This window comes from Nocardia sp. NPDC055050, from assembly GCF_053608345.1.
Window position 1 is genome coordinate 55,420 of the sequence record NZ_JBSGVG010000034.1, and the last position, 19,480, is coordinate 74,899.

18 protein-coding genes are annotated in these 19,480 nt (G+C 65.8%); 8 read left to right on the plus strand and 10 right to left on the minus strand.

Going from position 1 to position 19,480, the window contains the following annotated elements:
* Positions 1-320 precede the first annotated feature (320 nt).
* From menE to ACWGCN_RS27740, 3 genes are read left to right on the plus strand one after another with little or no spacing between them, the layout of a single operon-like run.
* On the plus strand, positions 321-1,445 hold the full coding sequence (menE, locus tag ACWGCN_RS27730) for an o-succinylbenzoate--CoA ligase (RefSeq protein ID WP_387445887.1): 1,125 nt from the start codon (positions 321-323) through the stop codon (positions 1,443-1,445).
* 59 nt (positions 1,446-1,504) lie between these two features.
* A complete protein-coding gene (locus ACWGCN_RS27735; RefSeq protein ID WP_378990992.1) occupies positions 1,505-2,491 on the plus strand; it encodes an ATP-binding cassette domain-containing protein in 987 nt (328 codons plus the stop codon).
* Complete coding sequence (locus tag ACWGCN_RS27740; protein ID WP_379313714.1) at positions 2,488-3,312, plus strand: ABC transporter permease; 825 nt, start codon at positions 2,488-2,490, stop codon at positions 3,310-3,312. The genes ACWGCN_RS27735 and ACWGCN_RS27740 overlap by 4 nt, the downstream gene beginning before the upstream one ends.
* Before the next feature lie 54 nt (positions 3,313-3,366).
* Here the strand turns inward: ACWGCN_RS27740 and ACWGCN_RS27745 are convergent, their stop codons facing one another.
* Positions 3,367-6,957, minus strand: a complete 3,591-nt coding sequence (locus ACWGCN_RS27745; protein WP_452459989.1) for an AfsR/SARP family transcriptional regulator — start codon at positions 6,955-6,957, stop codon at positions 3,367-3,369.
* Between the two features lie 114 nt (positions 6,958-7,071).
* On the opposite strand from ACWGCN_RS27745, the gene ACWGCN_RS27750 reads away from it, so the two are divergent.
* Positions 7,072-7,536 carry an SRPBCC family protein gene (locus ACWGCN_RS27750; RefSeq protein ID WP_449969203.1) on the plus strand — a complete coding sequence of 155 codons (465 nt, stop codon included), beginning with the start codon at positions 7,072-7,074 and terminating at the stop codon, positions 7,534-7,536.
* A 78-nt stretch (positions 7,537-7,614) separates the two neighbouring features.
* Positions 7,615-8,487, plus strand: a complete 873-nt coding sequence (locus ACWGCN_RS27755; RefSeq protein ID WP_387445687.1) for a 1,4-dihydroxy-2-naphthoate polyprenyltransferase — start codon at positions 7,615-7,617, stop codon at positions 8,485-8,487.
* Here the strand turns inward: ACWGCN_RS27755 and ACWGCN_RS27760 are convergent.
* The 5 genes from ACWGCN_RS27760 to ACWGCN_RS27780 form a co-directional block, all read right to left on the minus strand.
* Positions 8,484-8,879, minus strand: a complete 396-nt coding sequence (locus ACWGCN_RS27760; protein ID WP_378991002.1) for a phage holin family protein — start codon at positions 8,877-8,879, stop codon at positions 8,484-8,486. The genes ACWGCN_RS27755 and ACWGCN_RS27760 overlap by 4 nt on opposite strands.
* Before the next feature lie 63 nt (positions 8,880-8,942).
* Positions 8,943-9,518: a Clp protease N-terminal domain-containing protein gene (locus tag ACWGCN_RS27765; RefSeq protein ID WP_452459990.1), complete on the minus strand. Its 576-nt coding sequence runs from the start codon at positions 9,516-9,518 to the stop codon at positions 8,943-8,945.
* A complete protein-coding gene (locus tag ACWGCN_RS27770; protein ID WP_019049431.1) occupies positions 9,518-9,739 on the minus strand; it encodes a hypothetical protein in 222 nt (73 codons plus the stop codon). The genes ACWGCN_RS27765 and ACWGCN_RS27770 overlap by 1 nt, the downstream gene beginning before the upstream one ends.
* Before the next feature lie 91 nt (positions 9,740-9,830).
* Complete coding sequence (locus tag ACWGCN_RS27775) at positions 9,831-10,916, minus strand: PLP-dependent cysteine synthase family protein (RefSeq protein ID WP_452459991.1); 1,086 nt, start codon at positions 10,914-10,916, stop codon at positions 9,831-9,833.
* Entirely contained in the window at positions 10,913-11,239 is a 327-nt protein-coding gene (locus ACWGCN_RS27780) for a DUF4229 domain-containing protein (RefSeq protein WP_378991009.1), read from the minus strand. Before ACWGCN_RS27780 ends, ACWGCN_RS27775 begins: the two co-directional genes overlap by 4 nt.
* Before the next feature lie 162 nt (positions 11,240-11,401).
* Between ACWGCN_RS27780 and ACWGCN_RS27785 the strand changes: the two genes are divergently transcribed.
* The 3 genes from ACWGCN_RS27785 to ACWGCN_RS27795 all read left to right on the plus strand — a co-directional run bounded on the left by ACWGCN_RS27785 (position 11,402) and on the right by ACWGCN_RS27795 (position 12,648).
* Positions 11,402-11,611, plus strand: coding sequence for a BldC family transcriptional regulator (locus ACWGCN_RS27785; protein ID WP_056814442.1), 210 nt, complete (start codon positions 11,402-11,404; stop codon positions 11,609-11,611).
* 114 nt (positions 11,612-11,725) lie between these two features.
* The gene (locus ACWGCN_RS27790; RefSeq protein ID WP_378634199.1) at positions 11,726-11,917 is read left to right on the plus strand and encodes a hypothetical protein; all 192 of its coding nucleotides are present in this window, start codon (positions 11,726-11,728) and stop codon (positions 11,915-11,917) included.
* Positions 11,918-11,997: 80 nt separating this feature from the next.
* Entirely contained in the window at positions 11,998-12,648 is a 651-nt protein-coding gene (locus tag ACWGCN_RS27795; RefSeq protein ID WP_378634197.1) for a hypothetical protein, read from the plus strand.
* 12 nt (positions 12,649-12,660) lie between these two features.
* Here ACWGCN_RS27795 and ACWGCN_RS27800 read toward each other — a convergent pair whose 3' ends face one another.
* The 4 genes from ACWGCN_RS27800 to drt4 form a co-directional block, all read right to left on the minus strand.
* Complete coding sequence (locus ACWGCN_RS27800; RefSeq protein WP_452459992.1) at positions 12,661-13,602, minus strand: tetratricopeptide repeat protein; 942 nt, start codon at positions 13,600-13,602, stop codon at positions 12,661-12,663.
* Positions 13,603-14,054: 452 nt separating this feature from the next.
* Complete coding sequence (locus tag ACWGCN_RS27805) at positions 14,055-15,923, minus strand: tetratricopeptide repeat protein (RefSeq protein ID WP_452529134.1); 1,869 nt, start codon at positions 15,921-15,923, stop codon at positions 14,055-14,057.
* 425 nt (positions 15,924-16,348) lie between these two features.
* Positions 16,349-16,810, minus strand: coding sequence for a hypothetical protein (locus ACWGCN_RS27810; protein WP_452459994.1), 462 nt, complete (start codon positions 16,808-16,810; stop codon positions 16,349-16,351).
* Positions 16,811-17,217: 407 nt separating this feature from the next.
* Complete coding sequence (drt4, locus tag ACWGCN_RS27815) at positions 17,218-18,741, minus strand: antiviral reverse transcriptase Drt4 (protein ID WP_452459995.1); 1,524 nt, start codon at positions 18,739-18,741, stop codon at positions 17,218-17,220.
* Positions 18,742-19,480: the final 739 nt, after the last annotated feature.

A 19,480-nucleotide genomic window follows, 5' to 3' on the forward strand; every position in this document is an offset into this window, starting at 1 on the left:
GGCTCGGCCGCGCACGATAGCTGCGAGCAAGCGCCCGACCGACGCCGTCCGGACCGCAGTGCGAGTGGTGTTGTCCATCTACTGAATCGCAGTCGCTATGTCTGGCTTTCCCGACCCGTTTCCCGACAAACCGACCCGTTGGCCGGGTCTTGTCGGTCGCATGACACGATCGAAGCCGTGAGGGCGCGCGGCAAGCTGTTTCCGGAGGTGGTGGGCATGAGGGAGCACAGCGAGCGAATCATGTGCCAGCGCGCGATGCGCACGGTGCGGCCGAGCGCCAGCGAGGCCGCGGCGTGAGCAGAACCCTGCGGACGCTGCAGATGCCGACCGGCGCCGGGGTGAGCGAAGTGATGCCCCACCTGCGCCAAGCCCTCGACGGCAGCGGCCCGGCGTGGCTACCGATCCCGACCACCGATCGCCGGGAGGCGCGCAGACTCTCCGACGCGCTCAAACCGGGCGATCCGATCGATGACGATGTCGCGCTGGTCGTGACGACCTCGGGCACCACCGGTATTCCCAAGGGCGCGCTGCTCGGCGCCGAGGCACTGCGTGCCAGCGGTAACGCCACCCACGACCGCCTCGGGGGGCCTGGCAGTTGGCTGCTGGCGCTGCCCACCCATCACATCGCCGGTATCCAGGTACTGCTGCGCAGCATTCTCGCCGGTACCGAGCCGACCGTGCTCGACGTGTCGGGCGGATTCCTGCCCGAGGCGCTGGCCGGCGCTGTCGGCGCGATGCGCGGACCGCGTCGCTACACCGCGCTGGTACCCACCCAGCTGATCAAGTCGCTGGATTCGCCGATAGCGGCCAAGGCGCTGGCCGAACTCGACGGTGTCCTGGTCGGCGGTGCGGCCACGCCCGCGCCGGTGCTGGACCGGGCGCGCGACCTCGGTATCACGGTGGTTCGCACGTACGGGATGAGCGAGACCTGCGGCGGGTGCGTCTACGAGGGCGTGCCGCTCGACGGCACCGAGGTGCGGATCGAGGACGGTCGCGTCATTCTGGGCGGTGCGATGATCGCGCGCGGTTACCGCAATCTGCCCGATCACCCGGCCTTCGCCGAGCCCGGCTGGTTCCGGACCGAAGACGCGGGCTCCTTCGACGACGGTGTGCTCTCGATTTCGGGCCGCCTCGACGAGGCGATCATGACCGGCGGACTGCTGGTGATTCCGCAGGTGGTGGAGGCTGTGCTGGCCAACCACCCCGGTATCCGCGAATGCATCGTGCTCGGCCTGCCCGATGAACGGCTGGGTCAGCGGGTCGCGGTCGCGATCGTGCCGACACCCGGTGCCGCGCCGACGCTGGACGAACTACGTGCCCACGTGGTGGCCGAACTCGACTCGATCGCCGCACCGCGTGAACTGGCCGTCCTGTCCGAAATCCCGCTCCGCGGCCCCGGCAAACCCGACCGCGCGGCCCTGCGCACGCTCCTGCTGGCCGAGTAGCCGCACGACGACAGCGCTGCGCAAGGGGCGTGCAAGTCGGGGTGGGCACGGTAGTGCTCATGACTTACACACCCACTTCATCCCTCGCCGTCGAGGCGGACGGGCTGGTCAAGGTGTTCGGGAAGCAGCGGGCGGTCGACGGCGTCAGCCTGACGGTGCCGCGCGGCGCCGTGTACGGCGTGCTCGGACCGAACGGCGCGGGCAAGACCACGACCATCAAGATGCTGGCGACCCTGCTCCGCCCCGACGGCGGTAGCGCCCGGATCTTCGGCCGCGACGTCGTGGCCGAACCGAACGCGGTGCGCTCGCTGATCGGTGTCACCGGCCAGTACGCCTCGGTCGACGAGGAACTCACCGCCACCGAGAACCTGATCATCTTCGCCCGCCTGCTCGGCCTGAGCAGGGGCGATGCCCGGCGCAAAGCCGTCGAGCTGCTCGAGGAATTCGACCTCGTCGAGGCCGCGTCCAAGCCGTTGAAGAACTTCTCCGGCGGTATGCGCAGGCGCCTCGACCTCGCTGCCAGCCTCATCTCCACGCCGCCCCTGCTGTTCCTCGACGAGCCGACCACCGGCCTCGATCCCCGCACCCGCGCGCAGATGTGGGACACCATCCGCAGGCTGGTCCGCGAGGGCGCGACGGTGCTGCTCACCACCCAGTACCTCGACGAGGCCGACCAGCTGGCCGACCGGATCGCGGTGATCGACCGCGGCAAGGTGATCGCCGACGGCACCGCCGACGAGCTCAAGGCCTCCATCGGCGGCGCGTCGGTCCACCTGACCCTGGTCGATCCCGAGCAACTCGACGAGGCCCGCCGCATCGTCGGCGACTTCCTCGACGTGAGCGCGCAGATCAGCCCCGAGGCGGGCAGGCTCACCGCGCCGCTACCCGACCCGAATCTCACCGCCGACCTGCTCATCCGGTTGCGCGACTGGGAGATCGGGGTCGAGGAGATCACCGTCAGCAAGCCGACGCTGGACGAAGTCTTCCTCACCATCACCGGCCATCCGGCCGACGAATCCGACGACACCGAACGGAGCGCGGCATGACCGCAGTTCTCACCGCTCCCACAACCATCGACGACATTCCCCAGGCCAGCGACCGAATCAGCCTGCGCGACACGATCTCCACCTCGTTCACGATGGCCTATCGCGGCCTGCTCAAGATCAAACACAATCCCGAACAGCTCTTCGACGTGACGGTGCAGCCGATCCTGTTCACGGCGCTGTTCACCTACATCTTCGGCGGCGCGATCTCGGGCAGCGTGTCCGGCTACCTGCCGGTGCTCATCCCGGGCATTCTCGTGCAAACCGTGGTGCTGACCTCGGTGGTCACCGGCACGCAGTTGCGTGAGGACATGGACAAGGGCGTGTTCGACCGCTTCAAATCCCTGCCCATCGCCCGGGTCTCGGCACTGTCCGGTGCGCTACTGGCCGACATGGTGCGCTACGCCATCGCCTCGACGCTGACCGTGCTGGTCGGGCTCTGCCTGGGCTACCGGCCCGGCGGCGGTCTGGTCGGGGTGGTCGCGGCCTGCCTGGTGGTCGTGGTGTGCTCGTTCGCGGTCAGCTGGATCTGGGCGCTGGTGGGCGTCACCGGCAAGAGCGCCGCGTCGGTGCAGGGCATCTCGATGATGGTGATGTTCCCGCTGACGTTCATGTCGGGCGCCTTCGCCCCGGTGAGCACCATGCCGGGCTGGATGCAGGGTCTCAACCACGTCAACCCCGTGTACTACATGGTGAACACCTGCCGAGAGCTGATGAACACCAACAGTTACGGCACCGACCTCGTCTGGTCGCTGGTCGGATCACTCGTGGTGATCGCGATCTTCGCGCCACTGGCGGTGCGGGCCTACATGCGCCGCGCCTGAACACCGCTCCTCCGCAACGGCATCCGATCCAGTGGGTCGGATGCCGTTGTCGTGTCAGTGCAGTCCGGCGATGATCTCGACGATGCGCTTCGCGGCCTCGAGACGACGCGTACCCGCCGCGCGATGCAGGGCCGCGTCCATCGCGGCATCGCCGACGACACCCCGGTGCAGGGCGATGTGGGCGGCCAACTCCATCGAGGGGCCGTCCTGCCTGGCCACCGATGTCCTTGCGAGGGTGAGCAGTTCGAGACCGTCGGCGCGCCCGGAGTCGGTGGTGAGCAAGTAGGACCCGAGCCCGCACGCGACCGCCCCGATCTGCGGTAGGTCGATGTACTGCGCCAACCGCTGATCGGCGGTCTCGATCAGCTCGGTCGCCAGACCCGCGGCAGCGGATGCCCGGCCGTGGAGCACATGGGCACTCAGGGTGGCCGCCGCTACCATCAGCGAACCGGGGCCCGGCGTCGGTTCGAAATCGGGCCACCCGAGTAGCTCGAGCCCGCGGCGGTAATGGCGGAGCCCGGCGTCGACATCGCCCTCGGCGAGTTCGAGTTCGGCGAGCGCGGTAGCAGCGTTCGCCAGCCGGTGGTTACGGCGAACCATGGGGTCGTCAACGGGGCTGACACCGGAATCGTTCGGTCGCACGATGAAGTCGAGTTCGGCACGCGCCTGCTCGAGGTGCCCGCCGCCGACCAAAGCGGCGGCCAGGTAGCAGCGACTCTCCATGATCTCCTCGTGCACGCGGAGCTCGCCCATCAGCTCCAGCGTGCGGCGGTAATACTTCACTGCGTCGTCATAGTTCGCGGACTGGCCGGACAGCTGGGCCAGGTGCTGGCACACCGTCGCCGTCCCCCACACCTCCGCCGGATCCATGTCGTCGAGGGTGCGGAAAGAGTCGCGGGTCGAGCCCGCGACGTTGCCGCCGTTCTCCCAGAAGTTGGCTCGCGCCACCAGCGCGGCGACCCGGACCTGCTGATGGTGTGAACGCGCGCCCTGGGCGAACAACCTGCCCAACCGGAACGGCTCGGGCCGCAAGGTGATCACCGTACCGAGGAAGTACAGGCCCGGATCGAGAACAGGGTTGGTCAGCAGCCGCCGCGCACGGGTGCGCACGATCGCCGTCGCGCGGATGCCGCCGTCCTTGAGGAACAGCATGTGCAGGCAGGTCAGCAGATGCGCGATCATCTGGAGGTCGGCGTCCTCGGCCGAGGACGGTGGCGGCGGCGCGAGAGCGACCAATCGCATTGCCCACCCGGTGAATTCCAGGTGCGCGCCACGCATCACCCAGACCATCGCGACCACCGGGAAGACCGAGTACGCGGTCGGCGCGTCGGCGCGATCGACAGCGGAGCGCAGCACGGCGACCAGGTTGTCCAGGTCGGCCGACACCGCGAGAACGGACCTCACCTGACCGCCGCCGCGGTAGCCACGGAACGACCCCAGCGCGAATTCCCTGGCCCAGCAGAACATCCTGTCGAGAACGAGCGCGGATTCGGCGCCATCGGTCACCGCGTCGACGGTGGCGATCTGTTCGGCGCCGAACTCACGGACCGTTTCGAGCATGCGATAGCGGATGCCCGCGCCGTCGGGGTCGTCCAGGACAGTGAGCAGGGACTGGGCGACCAGCCCGTCCACCGCGACAGCCACATCCGGGCCCGCCGCGACCACCTCGGCCGCGGCCGCGGTGAACCCGGCCGGGAAACGGCTCAGCCTGCGCAGGGTCACCTGCTGATCGGGGTCGAGGAGGTTCCAGCTCCAGGCGATCACCGCGTGCAGCGTGCGATGCCGGTGCGGCGCGGACCGATCGCCGCTGCGCAACAGGGCGAAACGATGGTCGAGCCTGGTCTCGATCTCGGCCACGCTCATCGTGCGCACCCGCGCGGCGGCGAGCTCGATCGCCAGCGGGAGACCGTCGAGGGTGCGGCACAGCCGGGCCACGGTGTCGGGGTCGAGGCGGACATCGGGGCGTACCGCCCTGGCGCGAGCCGAGAACAGGTCCGTGGCAGGCGAACCGGCCGCGTCGATCGCCAAAGGAGCTAGGGGATAGACGGATTCGGCGGTGATCGACAGCGGCGAACGACTGGTGGTGAGCACGGTCAACTGGGCGCAACTGCCGACGAGATCGGCGACCACCTCAGCCGCGGCATCGATCACGTGCTCGCAATTGTCCAGGATCAGCACCATCGGCCGCGCCGCGAGCGCCTCACGCAGACGGGTGCTCACGTCCACGTGCACGCCCGCCCGGATGGCACCCGTCTCCCGCATCTCACCCAGGCCGATCACCTGCCCGATGGCGACCTCGATGTCTTTGCGCGATTGCGGTCCGGCCTCCGATTCGGGCTGCACCGAGGCCAATTCGACGAGTACCACCGGCACCGAACCGGCCATGCGTTCACCCACCGCGTTGGCGACCCTGGTCTTGCCGGTGCCGCCTGGTCCGAGGACGGTCGTCACTCGGGAGCGCTGTGCCAGGTCAGTGATCGCGTCGAGATCCACTGTGCGACCGAGTAGTTCGTTGGGCGCTGCGCGCAGTCCGACGGCGGTGCGCGGTGTGGGGCTGCCCGGGCCGCGCCGGTCGGTAGCCGCGGTATCTCCAGCGCCGGCCGCGGACTGGGAATCGGCGGTCTCACCGGAGTCGTTTCCGGTGGCGCCGACCGGCCGGCCGCGCTGACCGGTCCCCACCCCGTCTGCGACCCCGGGGCCGGCTCCCCCACCGTCGGAGCTCCCGGCGTCGCTGCCCGACCGGCCGGGCCGGTCGCCGTTGACGCCGACCGACGACCCTGCGCCGGCGGATCGGCCGCTGGTCGTCGCGGCACTCGGACCCGACTGGACGCGGTGTTGTGGTGCGCGTCCGGGCAGCTCGATCGGTTCTCCGCGGAGGACGGCGGTGTTGAGGGCGAGGAGGGTGGGGCCCGGGTCGGCGCCCAGTTCTTCGATCAAGCGTAGGCGGTAGGCGGCGAAGACCTCGAGGGCTTCGCTCGGCCAGCCTGCGGCGGCGAGGACCCGGATCAGGGTCGCGTGGGCGGATTCGTCCAGCGGGTTGGCTACGACCGCGGCGCGGGCGAGGGGAATGGCGTCGGCCACGTCGCCGTGCGTGAGATGGGCGGTGAGTTCGGTGTGATCGAGGCGGCGGCCCAGGTCGGCGGCGGCTGTGCGCAGGTCGGCGGCCGGAGCGGAATCGGGGAGATCGGCGCCCGGTTCACCGCGCCACAGGGTCCGGGCCAGTGCGATCGCGGCGAGGCTGTCGGCGACGTTTCCCTCAGCCAGGTGTTCATCGGCTCGGCGGGCGAGCGCGGCGACCGCGGTGAGGTCGACGCTGTCGGCGGGCAATCTCAGCCGGTAACCGGCCGGGCCGATCTCCAGTGCGCCGTCGGGCAGCATCGCCCGCAGGCGCGAGACCTGCGTGTGCAGCGCGTTCATCGGTGCGCGGGGTGGTTGTTCGCCCCACACCTCGTCGATCAGCGTTTGGGCGCTCCGAGCCCGCCCTGGATGCACTGCGAGGGCGGCCAGCAGCAGCCGGGCGCGGGCGCCGGGTAGCGCGATCACGGCGTCGTCGCGGCGGATCGCGATCACGCCGAGCACCCCCACGACAACGCGGGAGAGTGCCTCGGAGGGCGACCCCTCGGGGCCGCGATGCTGTACAGACATGCCGGATGTCATCGTAGGCGAGGGCGGCGACGGGTTCCCGGTTCGCGCCCCAGCGCGACACCGCCGACGTTGTGTCCCGCGATTTTGTCCCCACCTCGCTTTAGGCTCACGCACATGGGCAACTTCGAGGTGTCGCGGCGCACCGTCATCGCCGCTGAACCGGCACGGATCCACGCACTGATCGACAACTTCCGCCAGTGGCGGCTGTGGTCGCCGTGGGAAGACGCCGACCCGCAGCTCGCCCGTACCTACACCGGCCCGGAATCCGGCGTCGGCGCCCGCTACGCCTGGCGGGGCAACCGCAAAGCCGGTGCGGGCGTGATGGAGATCAAGGCCGACGCCGAACGCGAGGTCGGCGTGGAGCTCACCTTCGAGAAACCGTTCAAAGCCACCAATTTCGTCACCTTCACGCTCGCTCCGGTTGCCGGTGGCACCGAGGTGACCTGGCAGATGACCGGCACCCACTCCGGGCTGATGGGCGTGCTCGGCAAGGTGTTCCCGATCGACAACCTCATCGGCAAGGACTTCGACAAGGGACTGGCCCGGCTCAAGACGGTCGCCGAGTCCACCCCGGCCTGACCGCGATCAGGCGCCCTCCGGCCGTGCGCGAGGGGCTCCAGGAGCGGGGAGCGTCCGTGTCGGATTAGGCTTCGATCCATGGCTACAGCAGCGGAATGGATCGAGGGCGCCCGACCGCGGACGCTGCCCAACGCGATCGCGCCGGTACTCGCGGGCACCGGCGCTGCCGCATCCATCGACGGGGCCGTCTGGTGGAAAGCAATTCTGGCGCTGCTGGTTTCGCTGGCGCTGATCGTCGGGGTGAACTACGCCAACGACTACTCCGACGGCATTCGCGGCACCGACGACGTGCGGGTCGGCCCACTGCGCCTGGTCGGCTCGAAACTGGCCTCCCCCACAGCTGTTCGCACCGCCGCGGTGCTCAGCCTCGCGATCGGCGCGGTCGCCGGCCTCGTGCTGGCCGTGACCACCGCGTGGTGGCTGGTACTGATCGGCGCGCTGTGCCTGGCAGGCGCGTGGTTCTACACCGGCGGCAGCAAGCCGTATGGCTACAGCGGTTTCGGCGAGATCGCCGTGTTCGTGTTCTTCGGACTGATCGCGGTGCTCGGCACCCAGTACGTGCAGGCGCTGCGGGTCGACTGGGTCGGCCTGCTGCTCGCGATCGGCGTCGGCGCGTTCTCCAGCGCGGTGCTGGTGGCCAACAATCTGCGTGACATCCCGACCGACACCGAGTCGGGAAAGGTCACGCTCGCGGTGAAACTCGGCGATGCGCGCACCCGCACCCTGCACCTGGTGTTGCTCGCGGCGCCGTTCGTGATCAGCCTCGCGCTGATCGCGCGCACGCCATGGGCGCTGGCCGGACTGCTCGCGTTGCCGCTGGCGATCCGGGCCAACGCCCCTGTGCGCACCGGTAAGGGCGGGCTGGAACTGATTCCCGCCCTCCGCGATTCGGGACTTGCCCTGCTGGCTTGGTCGGCGCTGAGCGCGCTGGCCGTCGGGCTCGCGGGCTAGTCGCCGTCGGGCACCAGAATACCGAGCACCCAGTTGACCAGCGTGATGATCAAGCCACCCCACAACGCCGCCCAGAAACCGTCGACGCGAAGGCCGTAGTCGGTGAGCTCGGTGATCTTGGCGGTGAGCCACAGCATCCCCGCGTTCACCACCAGCAGGAACAGGCCGAGCGTGAGGATCACGAACGGCAACGACAGGAGTTGCACGATCGGCTTGATCACGGCATTGACCGCCGTGAACACGAGCGCGACGATGAGCAGGACCAGGGCCTTGCCCCAGTTGCCCCACTCCGCTGACCACTCGGGCGGCACGTAGATATCGATCTTGTCGATCCACGCGGCCGCAGCCCAGATGGCTATGGCGTTGATGACCAACCGGATTGCTAGTTGCATGCACGCAATGCTAGGCCGGGAAACGGACATTGCGGCGGGTCTGACACACACCCGATGTGGAATTCACGCGGCGCGGTCGAGCATCGCGTAGAGATCGGCGCGTAGGCCGGACACCGCGTCGCGGCCGCCGAGCAGGTCGGTGGTGGCCGGGTCGGCCCCGCGCAGGATGCCGAGTAGCAGGTAGGTCGAGGAGATCTCCCGATCCTTGCGGTGGATCGCCTCGCGCAGCGCGAGTTCGAGCGACTTCTTGGCCGTGCTGGTGAACGGGATGTGCCCGGAGCCGAGCAGTCGGCCGAACCTGCCGCGTTTGGCCTCCGGTTCGGCCTGTTCCCAGGCCTGCGAGCCGAAGTTGTCGGCGATGCTGGCCTGCACAGCATCCAGGTCGATGCCGATCGAGCGCAGGGCCTGCGCGTCATCGGCGCCCAGCGGCGGCTCGCTCGTGCGGGCGGCGAGGGCGGCGCGCACACCGCCGGCGGTGATGCCGCGCGCGTCGAGCACCGCGCGCAGGTCCGGTTCGGCGTTCGACAGGGTGCCGAGCAGTACATGCTCCGGCCCGATCCGCTTCGCGCCCAGCTCCTTGGCGTCGTCCTGGGCACCGACCACCGCGACTCTGGCCTCGCGGCTGAATTTTTCGAACATCAGCGGGTTCCACCTTTCCGGTTGTGTTTCTGATGGACCGCTTGCTTACTCACCTCGAGCGCCTCGGCGATGGCCTGCCACGACCAGCCGTTGGCTCTGGCATTGGCGACCTGGATGGTTTCGAGCCGGTCGGCCAGCCTGCGCAGGGCGAGCACCGCGCGCAGCCCGACGGCGGGGTCGGGGTTGCCTGCCGCTGAGGCGAGGGTTGTTGCATCGGTCATGACGTCAATTTTGCTTGACGGCAGCCGCGTTTGTCAACAAAAATTGACATCGCTGAGCGCGAACAGACCCGGAAAGGGTGTGGCGGGGTTGTCAGCCGTTCCAGCGGCCGGTGGTGGCGAATTCCGTGAGAATCCCGGTCGGGCCGGTCAGATCCATGTTCTGGGCGGCCACCCAGTCGTCGTCGAAATAGGTGCCCGCGTACCGGTCGCCGCCGTCACACAGCAGCGTGACCACGCTTCCGCTGCGACCCGCCGCGACCAGCTCGGCGACGAGGTGGAAGGCGCCCCACAGGTTCGTGCCGGTCGAACCGCCGACGCGACGGCCCAGTGCGGCGCTCGCATGACGGGCGGTGGCGATCGAGGCCGCGTCGGGAACCACGATCATCCGATCGACCACCTGGCCCACGAACGACGGCTCCACCCGAGGACGGCCGATCCCCTCGATGCGCGACGGCATTCCGGTCTCATAGCCCGCGTCGCCCGACTCGTAGCCACCGTAGAACGCCGAATGCTCCGGGTCCACCACGGCCAGCCGCGTCGCGTGCCTGCGATACCGGATGTAGCGCCCGATCGTCGCGCTGGTGCCGCCGGTACCCGCACCGACCACGATCCACTCCGGCACCGGGTGCTTCTCCAGCGCCAGCTGTTCGAAGATGGACTCGGCGATGTTGTTGTTGCCACGCCAGTCGGTGGCCCGCTCGGCATGGGTGAACTGATCCATGAAATGCCCGCCGGATTCGGCGGCGAGACGCTTGGCCTCGGTGTACATGTCTGGTGGTCGATCGACGAAATGACATCGGCCACCCTGCGCTTCGATGAGCGCGACCTTCTGCGGCGACGTGCTCGCGGGCATCACCGCGACGAAGTCCAGACCGAGCAGCTTCGCGAAGTAGGCCTCGCTCACCGCCGTCGAACCCGACGACGCCTCGACCACCGTCGTGCCCTCGGTGACCCAGCCGTTGCAGATCGCGTACAGGAACAGCGACCGTGCCAGCCGGTGCTTGAGACTGCCGGTGATGTGGGTCGACTCGTCCTTGAGGTAGAGCTGCACCGGCCAGTCGGCGGGCAGCGGATACCGCAGCAGGTGGGTGTCGGCGGAGCGCTGCGTGTCGGCGTCGATCAGCCGGACGGCATTGTCGACCCAGTCACGCGGGGCGCTGCGATCGAGGTATTTCACGCCGAGGCGCCGTCGTCGTCACCCCGCAAGCGGGCCCGCAGCTGCGCCTTGTCCTGGCGGCGGCGCGCGTCGACCACGGCGATGTCCTCGTTCACCTTCACCCGCAGCTTCTTGAACAACGTCAGCGACAGCGGCATCGCGACGATCAGCGCGAACAGCGCCGCGACGATGACCGGCACGTCGACACCGATCAGCTTGGCCACGCCTACGATCAACGCGGCGATCACCACGACCAGCCCGAGACGAGCCAGCGTGTAGAGCGCGAGATTGCGGACCAGCCGCTTCCCTGCGCCAGGACCCTGCTGACCTGTTGCTTCACTCACGACTACAGCGTAGCCCGGCGCGAATCTCGCCGATGCGGCCCCGTTCGCGGCTTTTGTCTATTACTTCCCCTTTACCAACAGTAGGTGGTTCGACTACATGGGGGTCGCAGTGCGACGATGACGCCACTGATGAGGGAACTGTCGAGAACGGAGAGGTTAGCTATGACTGCGATCACCGTCGGCCTTCAGGACACTCTGCTGACACCAGGCCAAGTGGCCGCCATGTTCCACGTAGATCCCAAGACCGTCACCCGGTGGGCCCATGCGGGCAGACTCGGCTCACTGCGTACACCGGGCGGACATCGCCGTTTCCGCGAGTCCGAGGTCCTGCAGTTGCTCAGATCACTGACCACCGAGGCAGCACCCCGCTGACTCACCGGCCGACGCGAGCCCACCGCGGGCTCGCGTTCGCCAAAAATTTCCCTCCCGTTGCGGATGTGCACACGGCGCGGACACGGCTACCCTCGATAGCAGGAGGTGAGCGACGTGACGTACCTATTGGCACTCATCGCGATCGTGGCCATCGCGGTGTTGTGCTGGAAGGCGTTCGGCCCCGAAATGCAACGCCCGAATCCCGGCCCACCCTCGCGCAGACCGGTTCTCGGCCCCGACGACGACCCGGAATTCCTCTGGCGCCTCGGCAAACAACCACGTGACGACTCCGGCCCGGCCGAGTGACCCTCACGATGTGCGTCGCCGTGAGCTGACGCACATACCCCCGTTGCGCGTCGAAAGAGCTGGGTAGATAACGTATTCCGGTGATTGATGTGCAGCAGGGTTCTGTCCCGACCACTTGGCGCGCGGCCGACGGCAGCGCCGTGACGTTCACCGAGGCACGGTCGGAGTGGACTCGCGCCGCACACGAGGTGCTGGCCGACACCGCTACCCGGTTCAACAACTTCATCGTCAACACGGAGTTGGCCGAGCTGGTCCAGGAAGAATCCGGGATCCGCACCGCGGTGAAGTGGCAGCACTGGCTGCCGGTCGTGCTGGACAAAGTCGCCGAGCACTGTCACAAGAACAACGAGCCGCCCCTGAGCGCGCTGTGCGTGCGCAAGAACCAGACCGTCGGCACCGGCTACCGCTACATCCTCGAACTCGCGGGCCTGCCCATCCCCGACGACCTCGAAATGCACGCGGCCGCGGCCCGCTGGCAGTGCTACCAGCACTACGCCACCGACCTCCCCGCCGACGGCGGCCTGCCCACCCTCCCCCCGAAGGTCGCCGCCATCCGCCAGTCCACCTCCGCGGACCTGGCCACCGCAGAAGCAGCCGAGGCAGCCGTCAAACGACCCTCCGCCGCCCGCCGCACCGTAGCCGCCATCCCCAAGCCCGAACCGGTGCGCAAGCCGGTCTGCCTCAACTGCCACGTAGAACTCCCCGCCAACAAGATCTGCTACTACTGCTGACTCCGAGGCGCCTCAGGGCTCCCACAGCGGGTTGTGCAAGATGGCCAGGTTCTGGCGTGCGGTGACCGCCAGACTGTGCGCGTAACTGTCGGGATGCAGCCGATCGAGGATGCTCCAGTACGAGGCCGCAGCGCGTTGCCGAAGCCCGGCCAGCGCCTGTGTCGCCGCCAAGTTGTTGCGACGCCCGAGCGTTTCGAGACTGTCGTCGCCGAGTTTCCGTTCGCTGTAGTCGACGTTCAGGTCGAGTAGGTCAAGGGCATGACGGTACTCACCGGCAGCGGAATACCCCAATGCCAGATTGTTGCGAAGGGTGAGCGTCATGTCGTCGTCGACGCCGAGAACATGCTCGGCGATCGACACGATATCGTTCAGCACCTCTAGTCCTTCGGAGAAGTACCCCGCATCGCAGTAGGACCGGCCGAGGGCATTTCGCACCTGCAACGTGATGGGCTGGTCGGCACCGAACTTCTCCGCGCACTGTTGAGCGAGCGGCTCCAACACCGCGATCGCTTCCGAGTAGCGTCCGCTGTCGCGGTGATTCTCCGCGACAGCCACCCGATACGACGCCGTAGTGATCTCGGAAAACGGTGCGCGTCCCAGGCCGCTGGCTCGCCAGATCGCCGCCGCCGCGTACGCGATATCGACCGGTGCCCGCGCCACCACCGGACGCGCAGGCGCCACGGGCCACGGTTTCGACGGCGGCGCCTCGCGAACGACCCATGCCATCAGCGTTTCTCGCAGCTGCCCGGGCTGCGTGCCCGCAACATGGAATCGGTGGGTAGCCCCCGCCACATCCAGGCGAATCACGGAGCCGTCGGCCCACCCGATTCCGGCACTGATCACTTCGACAAGGTCGGGCGTGCGCACATCGACGCCCGTCACCTCGCGCCAGCCGACCACGAACGCCGAGCGCACCGATCGGCGCCACCGGATTTCCGAATGCGAGAAACTCAACTTCCCCGCACGCTCAGTCGATCCCCCGGACCGATCCCCCGCCCCGTAGGTCACACCGGACAGCCGAAGATCGTGTGCCACAAGACCTATGGTCTCATCTCGGAGCTATGCAGACACGCTATATCGGAGGTAGCGGCCGCTCAGTTCAGCCCCGCGTAGCTGTGCAGACCGCTGATCACCATGTTGATGATGAATACCTGTCCAGGCGTTTGCCACTGCCGGGTGAGTGCGAGACCTCGATGAAATGCCAGATCAATCCGCTGTTGGCGTTGGCGGCGGCCAGTTGTCTGCAGTGGTGCTGCGTACGCACTGCGTACCCAGCGCGGCTGCAGTCTTCATAAAGAGAACTCACGACGATCTGGGTCCTCGTCGCCTGTCAGCGAGGCTACGGCTGTGAACGCGGGGTCGATCGTCGCGCGAATATTGGTGCGGCTTTCGAGGGTGACGATCGCTCAGGGTTCAGAATCACCGTCGTCGAGGTCCCCGCGCTCCTGGAGCAGCAGCCCGAGGGCAGCCATCGCGGAGGTGTCGCCGTCGTCGGCGGCGCGTCGGAACCAGGTTTCGGCTCCATCGTGGTCCCCGCGCTGTTGAAGCCCGAGCCCAATGACGGTCATTGCGGTGGTGTGGCCGTCGGCGGCGGCGCGTCGGAGCCAATTTTCGGCTCCATCGTGGTCCCCGCGCTGTTGAAGCAGAAACCCGAGGGCAGCCATCGCGGAGGTGTCGCCGTCGTCGGCAGCGCGTCGGAACCAGGTTTCGGCTCCATCGTGGTCCCCGCGCTGTTGAAGCAGAAACCCGAGGGCAGCCATCGCGGTGGTGTGGCCGTCGTCGGCGGCGCGTCGGAACCAGGTTTCGGCTCCATCGTGGTCCCCGCGCTGTCGAAGCAGAAACCCGAGGGCAGCCATCGCTTTGGTGTCGCCCTCGTCGGCAGCGCGTCGAAACCAAGTTTCGGCTTCGGTGAGGTCCCCGCGCCGTTTAAGCAGAAACCCGAGGTTGACCATTGTGTTGGTGTGGCCGTCGTCGGCAGCGCGTCGGTACCAGGTTTCGGCTTCGGTGAGGTCCCCGCGCTGTTGGAGCACGACCCCGAGGCTGGCCATCGCGGAGGTGTAGCCGTCGTCGGCAGCGCGTCGGTACCAGGTTTCGGCTTCGGTGAGGTCCCCGCGCTGTCGAAGCAGATGCCCGAAGGCAGACATTGCGATGGTGTCGCCGTCGTCGGCAGCGCGTCGGATCAAGATTTCGGCTTCGGTGAGGTCCCCGCGCTCTCGAAGCAGAAGCCCTAACACAGTCATCGCTTTGGTGTGGCCGTTGTCGACGGCGCGTCTAAACCAGGTTTCGGCTTCGGTGAGGTCCCCGCGCTGTTGGAGCACGACCCCGAGTTTGGCCATCGCACTGGTGTGTCCATTGTCGGCGGCGCGTCGAAACCAGGTTTCGGCTCCGTCCAGGTCCCCGCTCTGACGGAGCAGGGTCCCAAGGCTGGACATCGCGTCAGTGTCGCCTTGGTCGGCGGCTTGCCGCCATAGATCTGTCGCGATCTGGTTTTTGTTTCGGAAGAAGGCACCGTTTCCGACCGCGAAGAGCGTGGCGGCGGTGGCGTCACAGGTCGCGTCGGTCCAGAAGCTGTCCGGAACGGGGCGAGCGGGATGGTGTTGTCCGTCGTCGGCAGCGACGAGGTAGTCGAATGGTCGATACCCGCGAACGCCGTGGTCATCGAGGTTGGTAGTGGGCAGGGCGGCGGTGCGGCCGGCACCTGGCGGAGGAGTACGTGCATGCGTGATCGCCGCGGTTACGGCGCCGTCGTCGACGTCGAGTTCTGGGCGTGTGGTCCGTAGGCGCTGTTTGGCGAGGTCGAGCAGGGCAGGTTCTGGTATCGGGTCGACACGGCCGATGCGAGCCCAGTCCACCGCAGTCGCAATCACCGTGAACAACACGGGGTCGGCAGCTCTGGCGTCGTCGTAACGTGCGAGCAAATCCGGCGCCCCGGCAAGTTCTTCACCCAAGCCATAACCGTCGCGAACTTGTTCGGGATAGGCGTCGTTTACCGCCGCGGTCTCGACCGGATCCTCAGCGGTCGATTCCATCTCGATCGTGCTCGCCTGACCCAGCAACCTCCGGACATCGGCGTGGAGTTCGCCCTCGCCACGCAGCCGGGAACGCATTTCCGACCGCAACGTCGCCACCACGATGGTGCGCCCGGCCCGGGACAGTAGTTTCGACAGCAACCCAGGAGTCAGGGCTGTTGTGCCGGTCAAGTATTCGTGGAGGTCGTCGAGCCATACCACCAGCGTGTCTTCGATGCCGTGGATCTGGTGATCGGCGACGAACACATCGAGAGTGCCGATACACGGCCACGCCACCCTCGCGGTGGGATACACAGCCCGAACCGCTTCGTAGAGGGTGCGGGTTTTCCCAGCTTTCGACGGGCCGACAACGACCACCAACCTGTGACCGGTCAATTCCTGTGTCAGTCGGCGATCGACCTCATTGGCCGTGCGCGCGACGTAACCGTCACCGTCGCCGTAGTGGCCGTCGCGGCCGAAGACCGAGTTTGTCGCCCCTAGCAGGTAGGGATCGAGATCACAGACGCGTGGTAGCTGCTCTGCCGAGGACGAGGGGACCTTGACCAGATCGGACAAGGACAGCGCATTCTGCCCGGCACCGCCAGGGTTGAGGTGGACGGGACCTTCGAATTTGTTCCCAGAGAGGTAGGCGCCGTACGTCGTGGGCGCTTCGGGCGCGGGACTGGCGGGATTCAGTCCTGCGCCGCGGGAGGGACCTGCTGCGAAAATCCCGCCCGCACCCTGGAGAACTCCGCACTACCGGTGATCTTGCTGTTGCGGACACGCACCCCGTCACCAGCGGACTCGATGTCGGTGACCTTGAGAGCCTCAGCCACCAAGTTGTCGATATCCAGACCGACCACGACCTGCGGAGCGTGCTCACGGGCAGCTTCGAGCACCGCCTGCGCGGGCGCAAGCAGCTCGTCATCCCCGGCAGCACCGGCATCGTTGAGATCCTCGGCCAGCGAGTTCCGCTTCGATTCCGAATCGGGCTTACGCTCCACCGGCGAGACATCCACATCGGCGTATTTGCGTGATAGCAGGCTCTTCAACCCGGCATAGGCGTCCTTGACAGCCTGAGACGCAGCATCACCCACCCCGGCCAAAGCGCCGGCCGCGATTGCCGAAACCACCAGTGCTGTCACAGGATCCATGACTGTAGATCTTTGCACGCAGGTTTCGCTCCCGCATCCAGATCAACAGCCACACGCGAGATCAGCAACAGAGTCAGCCAGCATCAACCACCTGGTGTGCCACCTGACCCCCGGGACTGGCGACCAGCCATAGCTGCACGTCGCGCACGGTTATCACGTGACTTACAAAGCGGGTGTCGGCACTACAGGAATGACGTTTGGTCCCAACATGGTCCCAACCGAGCCTGACGCTGCCGGTCGAAGTTGAGACTTGCGCATCAACTCGGCCACACCCTCTTCGTTGTGGTCCTGCTTGACGGCAACCCACCGGACCGCCTTCCATGTTGATGCGTTCTACTCCGTGCTTACGCGCCGAGCGCCCCGGCGAGGACAGCGACCGGCGTCAGGCAGCTGCAAGAGCAGCTGCGTTACCTGAGGAAACTCACGTTGTGTTGGACTAATAAATCGAACGCAGTTTCAGCCGCCACATCTTTCGGGTTATTTTTATACGGATTAGCGATTACCCCTTGTCGAAAGAGTTCATAGAATAGCACCCAATTCCGATCAATGTCGTAGCCGATTACGGGCGCCGCCAGAAGTGCTTTTGCATACTTCTCAACAGCCGCGACGGCGTTGCCCTGCCCAAGATGATGCAATAGAAGAATTGGAATGCAATCCGCTGAGTCAATGACAACATCAATCGCCGATTGTTCTATTTTCACCCCTTCCGAACGCATGATGTGAAGCACCCAAGACATACCATCCGATCGCCTAAACCGGGCATGCCTTTTAAGAAGTACATTTAGTTCATCAGTATAATCGACACCGTCAGCATTGCTGATGTCGAATATATGGCTAACTTCCGGAAGCAAGCCTGGACTATGGAAGCAGATCGTAAACAGGCAGGGAAGTATCTCGTCGGCGCGGATTTCGATATCCTTCGTTCGCAATACTGCGCCTATTGCGAATTTTAAGACACTACCGTCGGGCGATGTTTTAGCCAGTTCCAAAGCTTCTTCAAGATAGGGTTCCAATCGAGAAAAATGAGTGGGCCTCGGAATCTGCGGTATAAGAGTGCGCATCCAGTCAGGCTTGCCAGGAAGGGGCAGGGGCTCGACCTTCGTCTTTCTCCCGTTAAGCTTCAATCCGAAGGATGACAATGCTTTAGAGAGATCGAGAATGAACTCTTCGGCCTCTTCGCGATTCTTGGCATAGAATTCATAGTCATCCACAAAACGAATATACTTGTATCTTCTCTTCAAGATACTGTCGACGGCACTCAAAACTATCTCAGCCCCCAGGGCGGACGTGCCAGGGCCTACATGAAGCCCTAACGTTTCCCCACGATTACAGTCACGAAACCGCATATCCAATTCGTTGTACCAATGGCTTGGTTGTCGATTTTGTTTGGCGACCTGATGCCCAACAAGCGCCCACGGTATCGAGTGCGTATAGAAACCCGGATAGAAGTTGGCTACATCGGCCGATACCCGATACTCGGCCCCGAATCGAATCCATCGCTTAAACAGATTGTTCTGCGATTTCTGCCGTCCGTAATTCATCGCAAACAAGCGCCCGTCCCCATGGTTGGCGGGACGAAATTGGCTATAACTATTTTTGGATAAGAACTTTAGCGAAGGCCAATTCTGCGCGATTGCGCCGACCAGTTGCGCGTACGGCAAGGGGTGTGGGATGGCGAGTTGTCTAGCCACCAAATTAAACCTGGTGGCCTCATACGGTACGGCATCGAAGTCCTTGCGTATGCCCTTCCCTGACCCACAGCGCGAAGTCAATTCACGAGCAATTTTGATAGTTAGCGCTGTCGAATTTAGAGAGGGAGGAACTTCGTCGTGGCGCTTTCCCATAGCCGGAAGGTAGTTATAACGCAGCAGGCTAGAATGCACCTGTGTCGATATTGGTGTGCGGAACCGCATAGCACCGAGTTTCACCATCAGGCTCTCAAAATCCTCTCGAATTAATTCAGTACATGTGCTCGAAACTTCGACTATAGAGCAGCCTCAATGGTTCTATCTATCCTTTTACGGATGAGAAGCACGGCTCATGGCGCTGTTCGTCCTGCCTAAGCGACCTCCCGGCAGCGTTGCCGCGCGGCCCGTTTCACGTATGGGGCGCGTGCACCCCATCGGGCAGGCACGTCTTGAGGCGTGAGAGACGCGCGTGAACACGATGCAGGCGCCCACACCGGAACCGCGGCCGACCAGCCGCCCCGCGCACCCCACCACGACAGTCGAACCGCATCCAACCCGCCACCAGCACACGCCAACTGCGCGCTCTAGACAGCCGCCGCGCACGACGCAACCAATCGCTAGCGTCGCTAGCGTATTTGGTTCCCACCGTGATGCCTACGCATCAAGGTGGTCACCTCCTCTTGTAGTCCCCTTAAGCCGCCCCACGCTCGACGCTGACGAACTACATCACTGGCTGCAGCCGCCGACTTCGCACCCGCCAGTACCCAAGCTCGTCGAGACGCAACCGGCGCTCCCCACGCACCCACCCCCCAAACCTGGCCTATCTCTTATGGTCTTCTCTTCTTCTCTTACTCACACACTTACCTTCTTTCCTACTAACCCAACCACCCACACACTGACTCACCCCCTCCCCGCTCCTGATTCTCTGTAAAAACACGAACCGAAAAGAAAAAAGGTCGGGGGGGGGGGGAGTGCAGCGCCC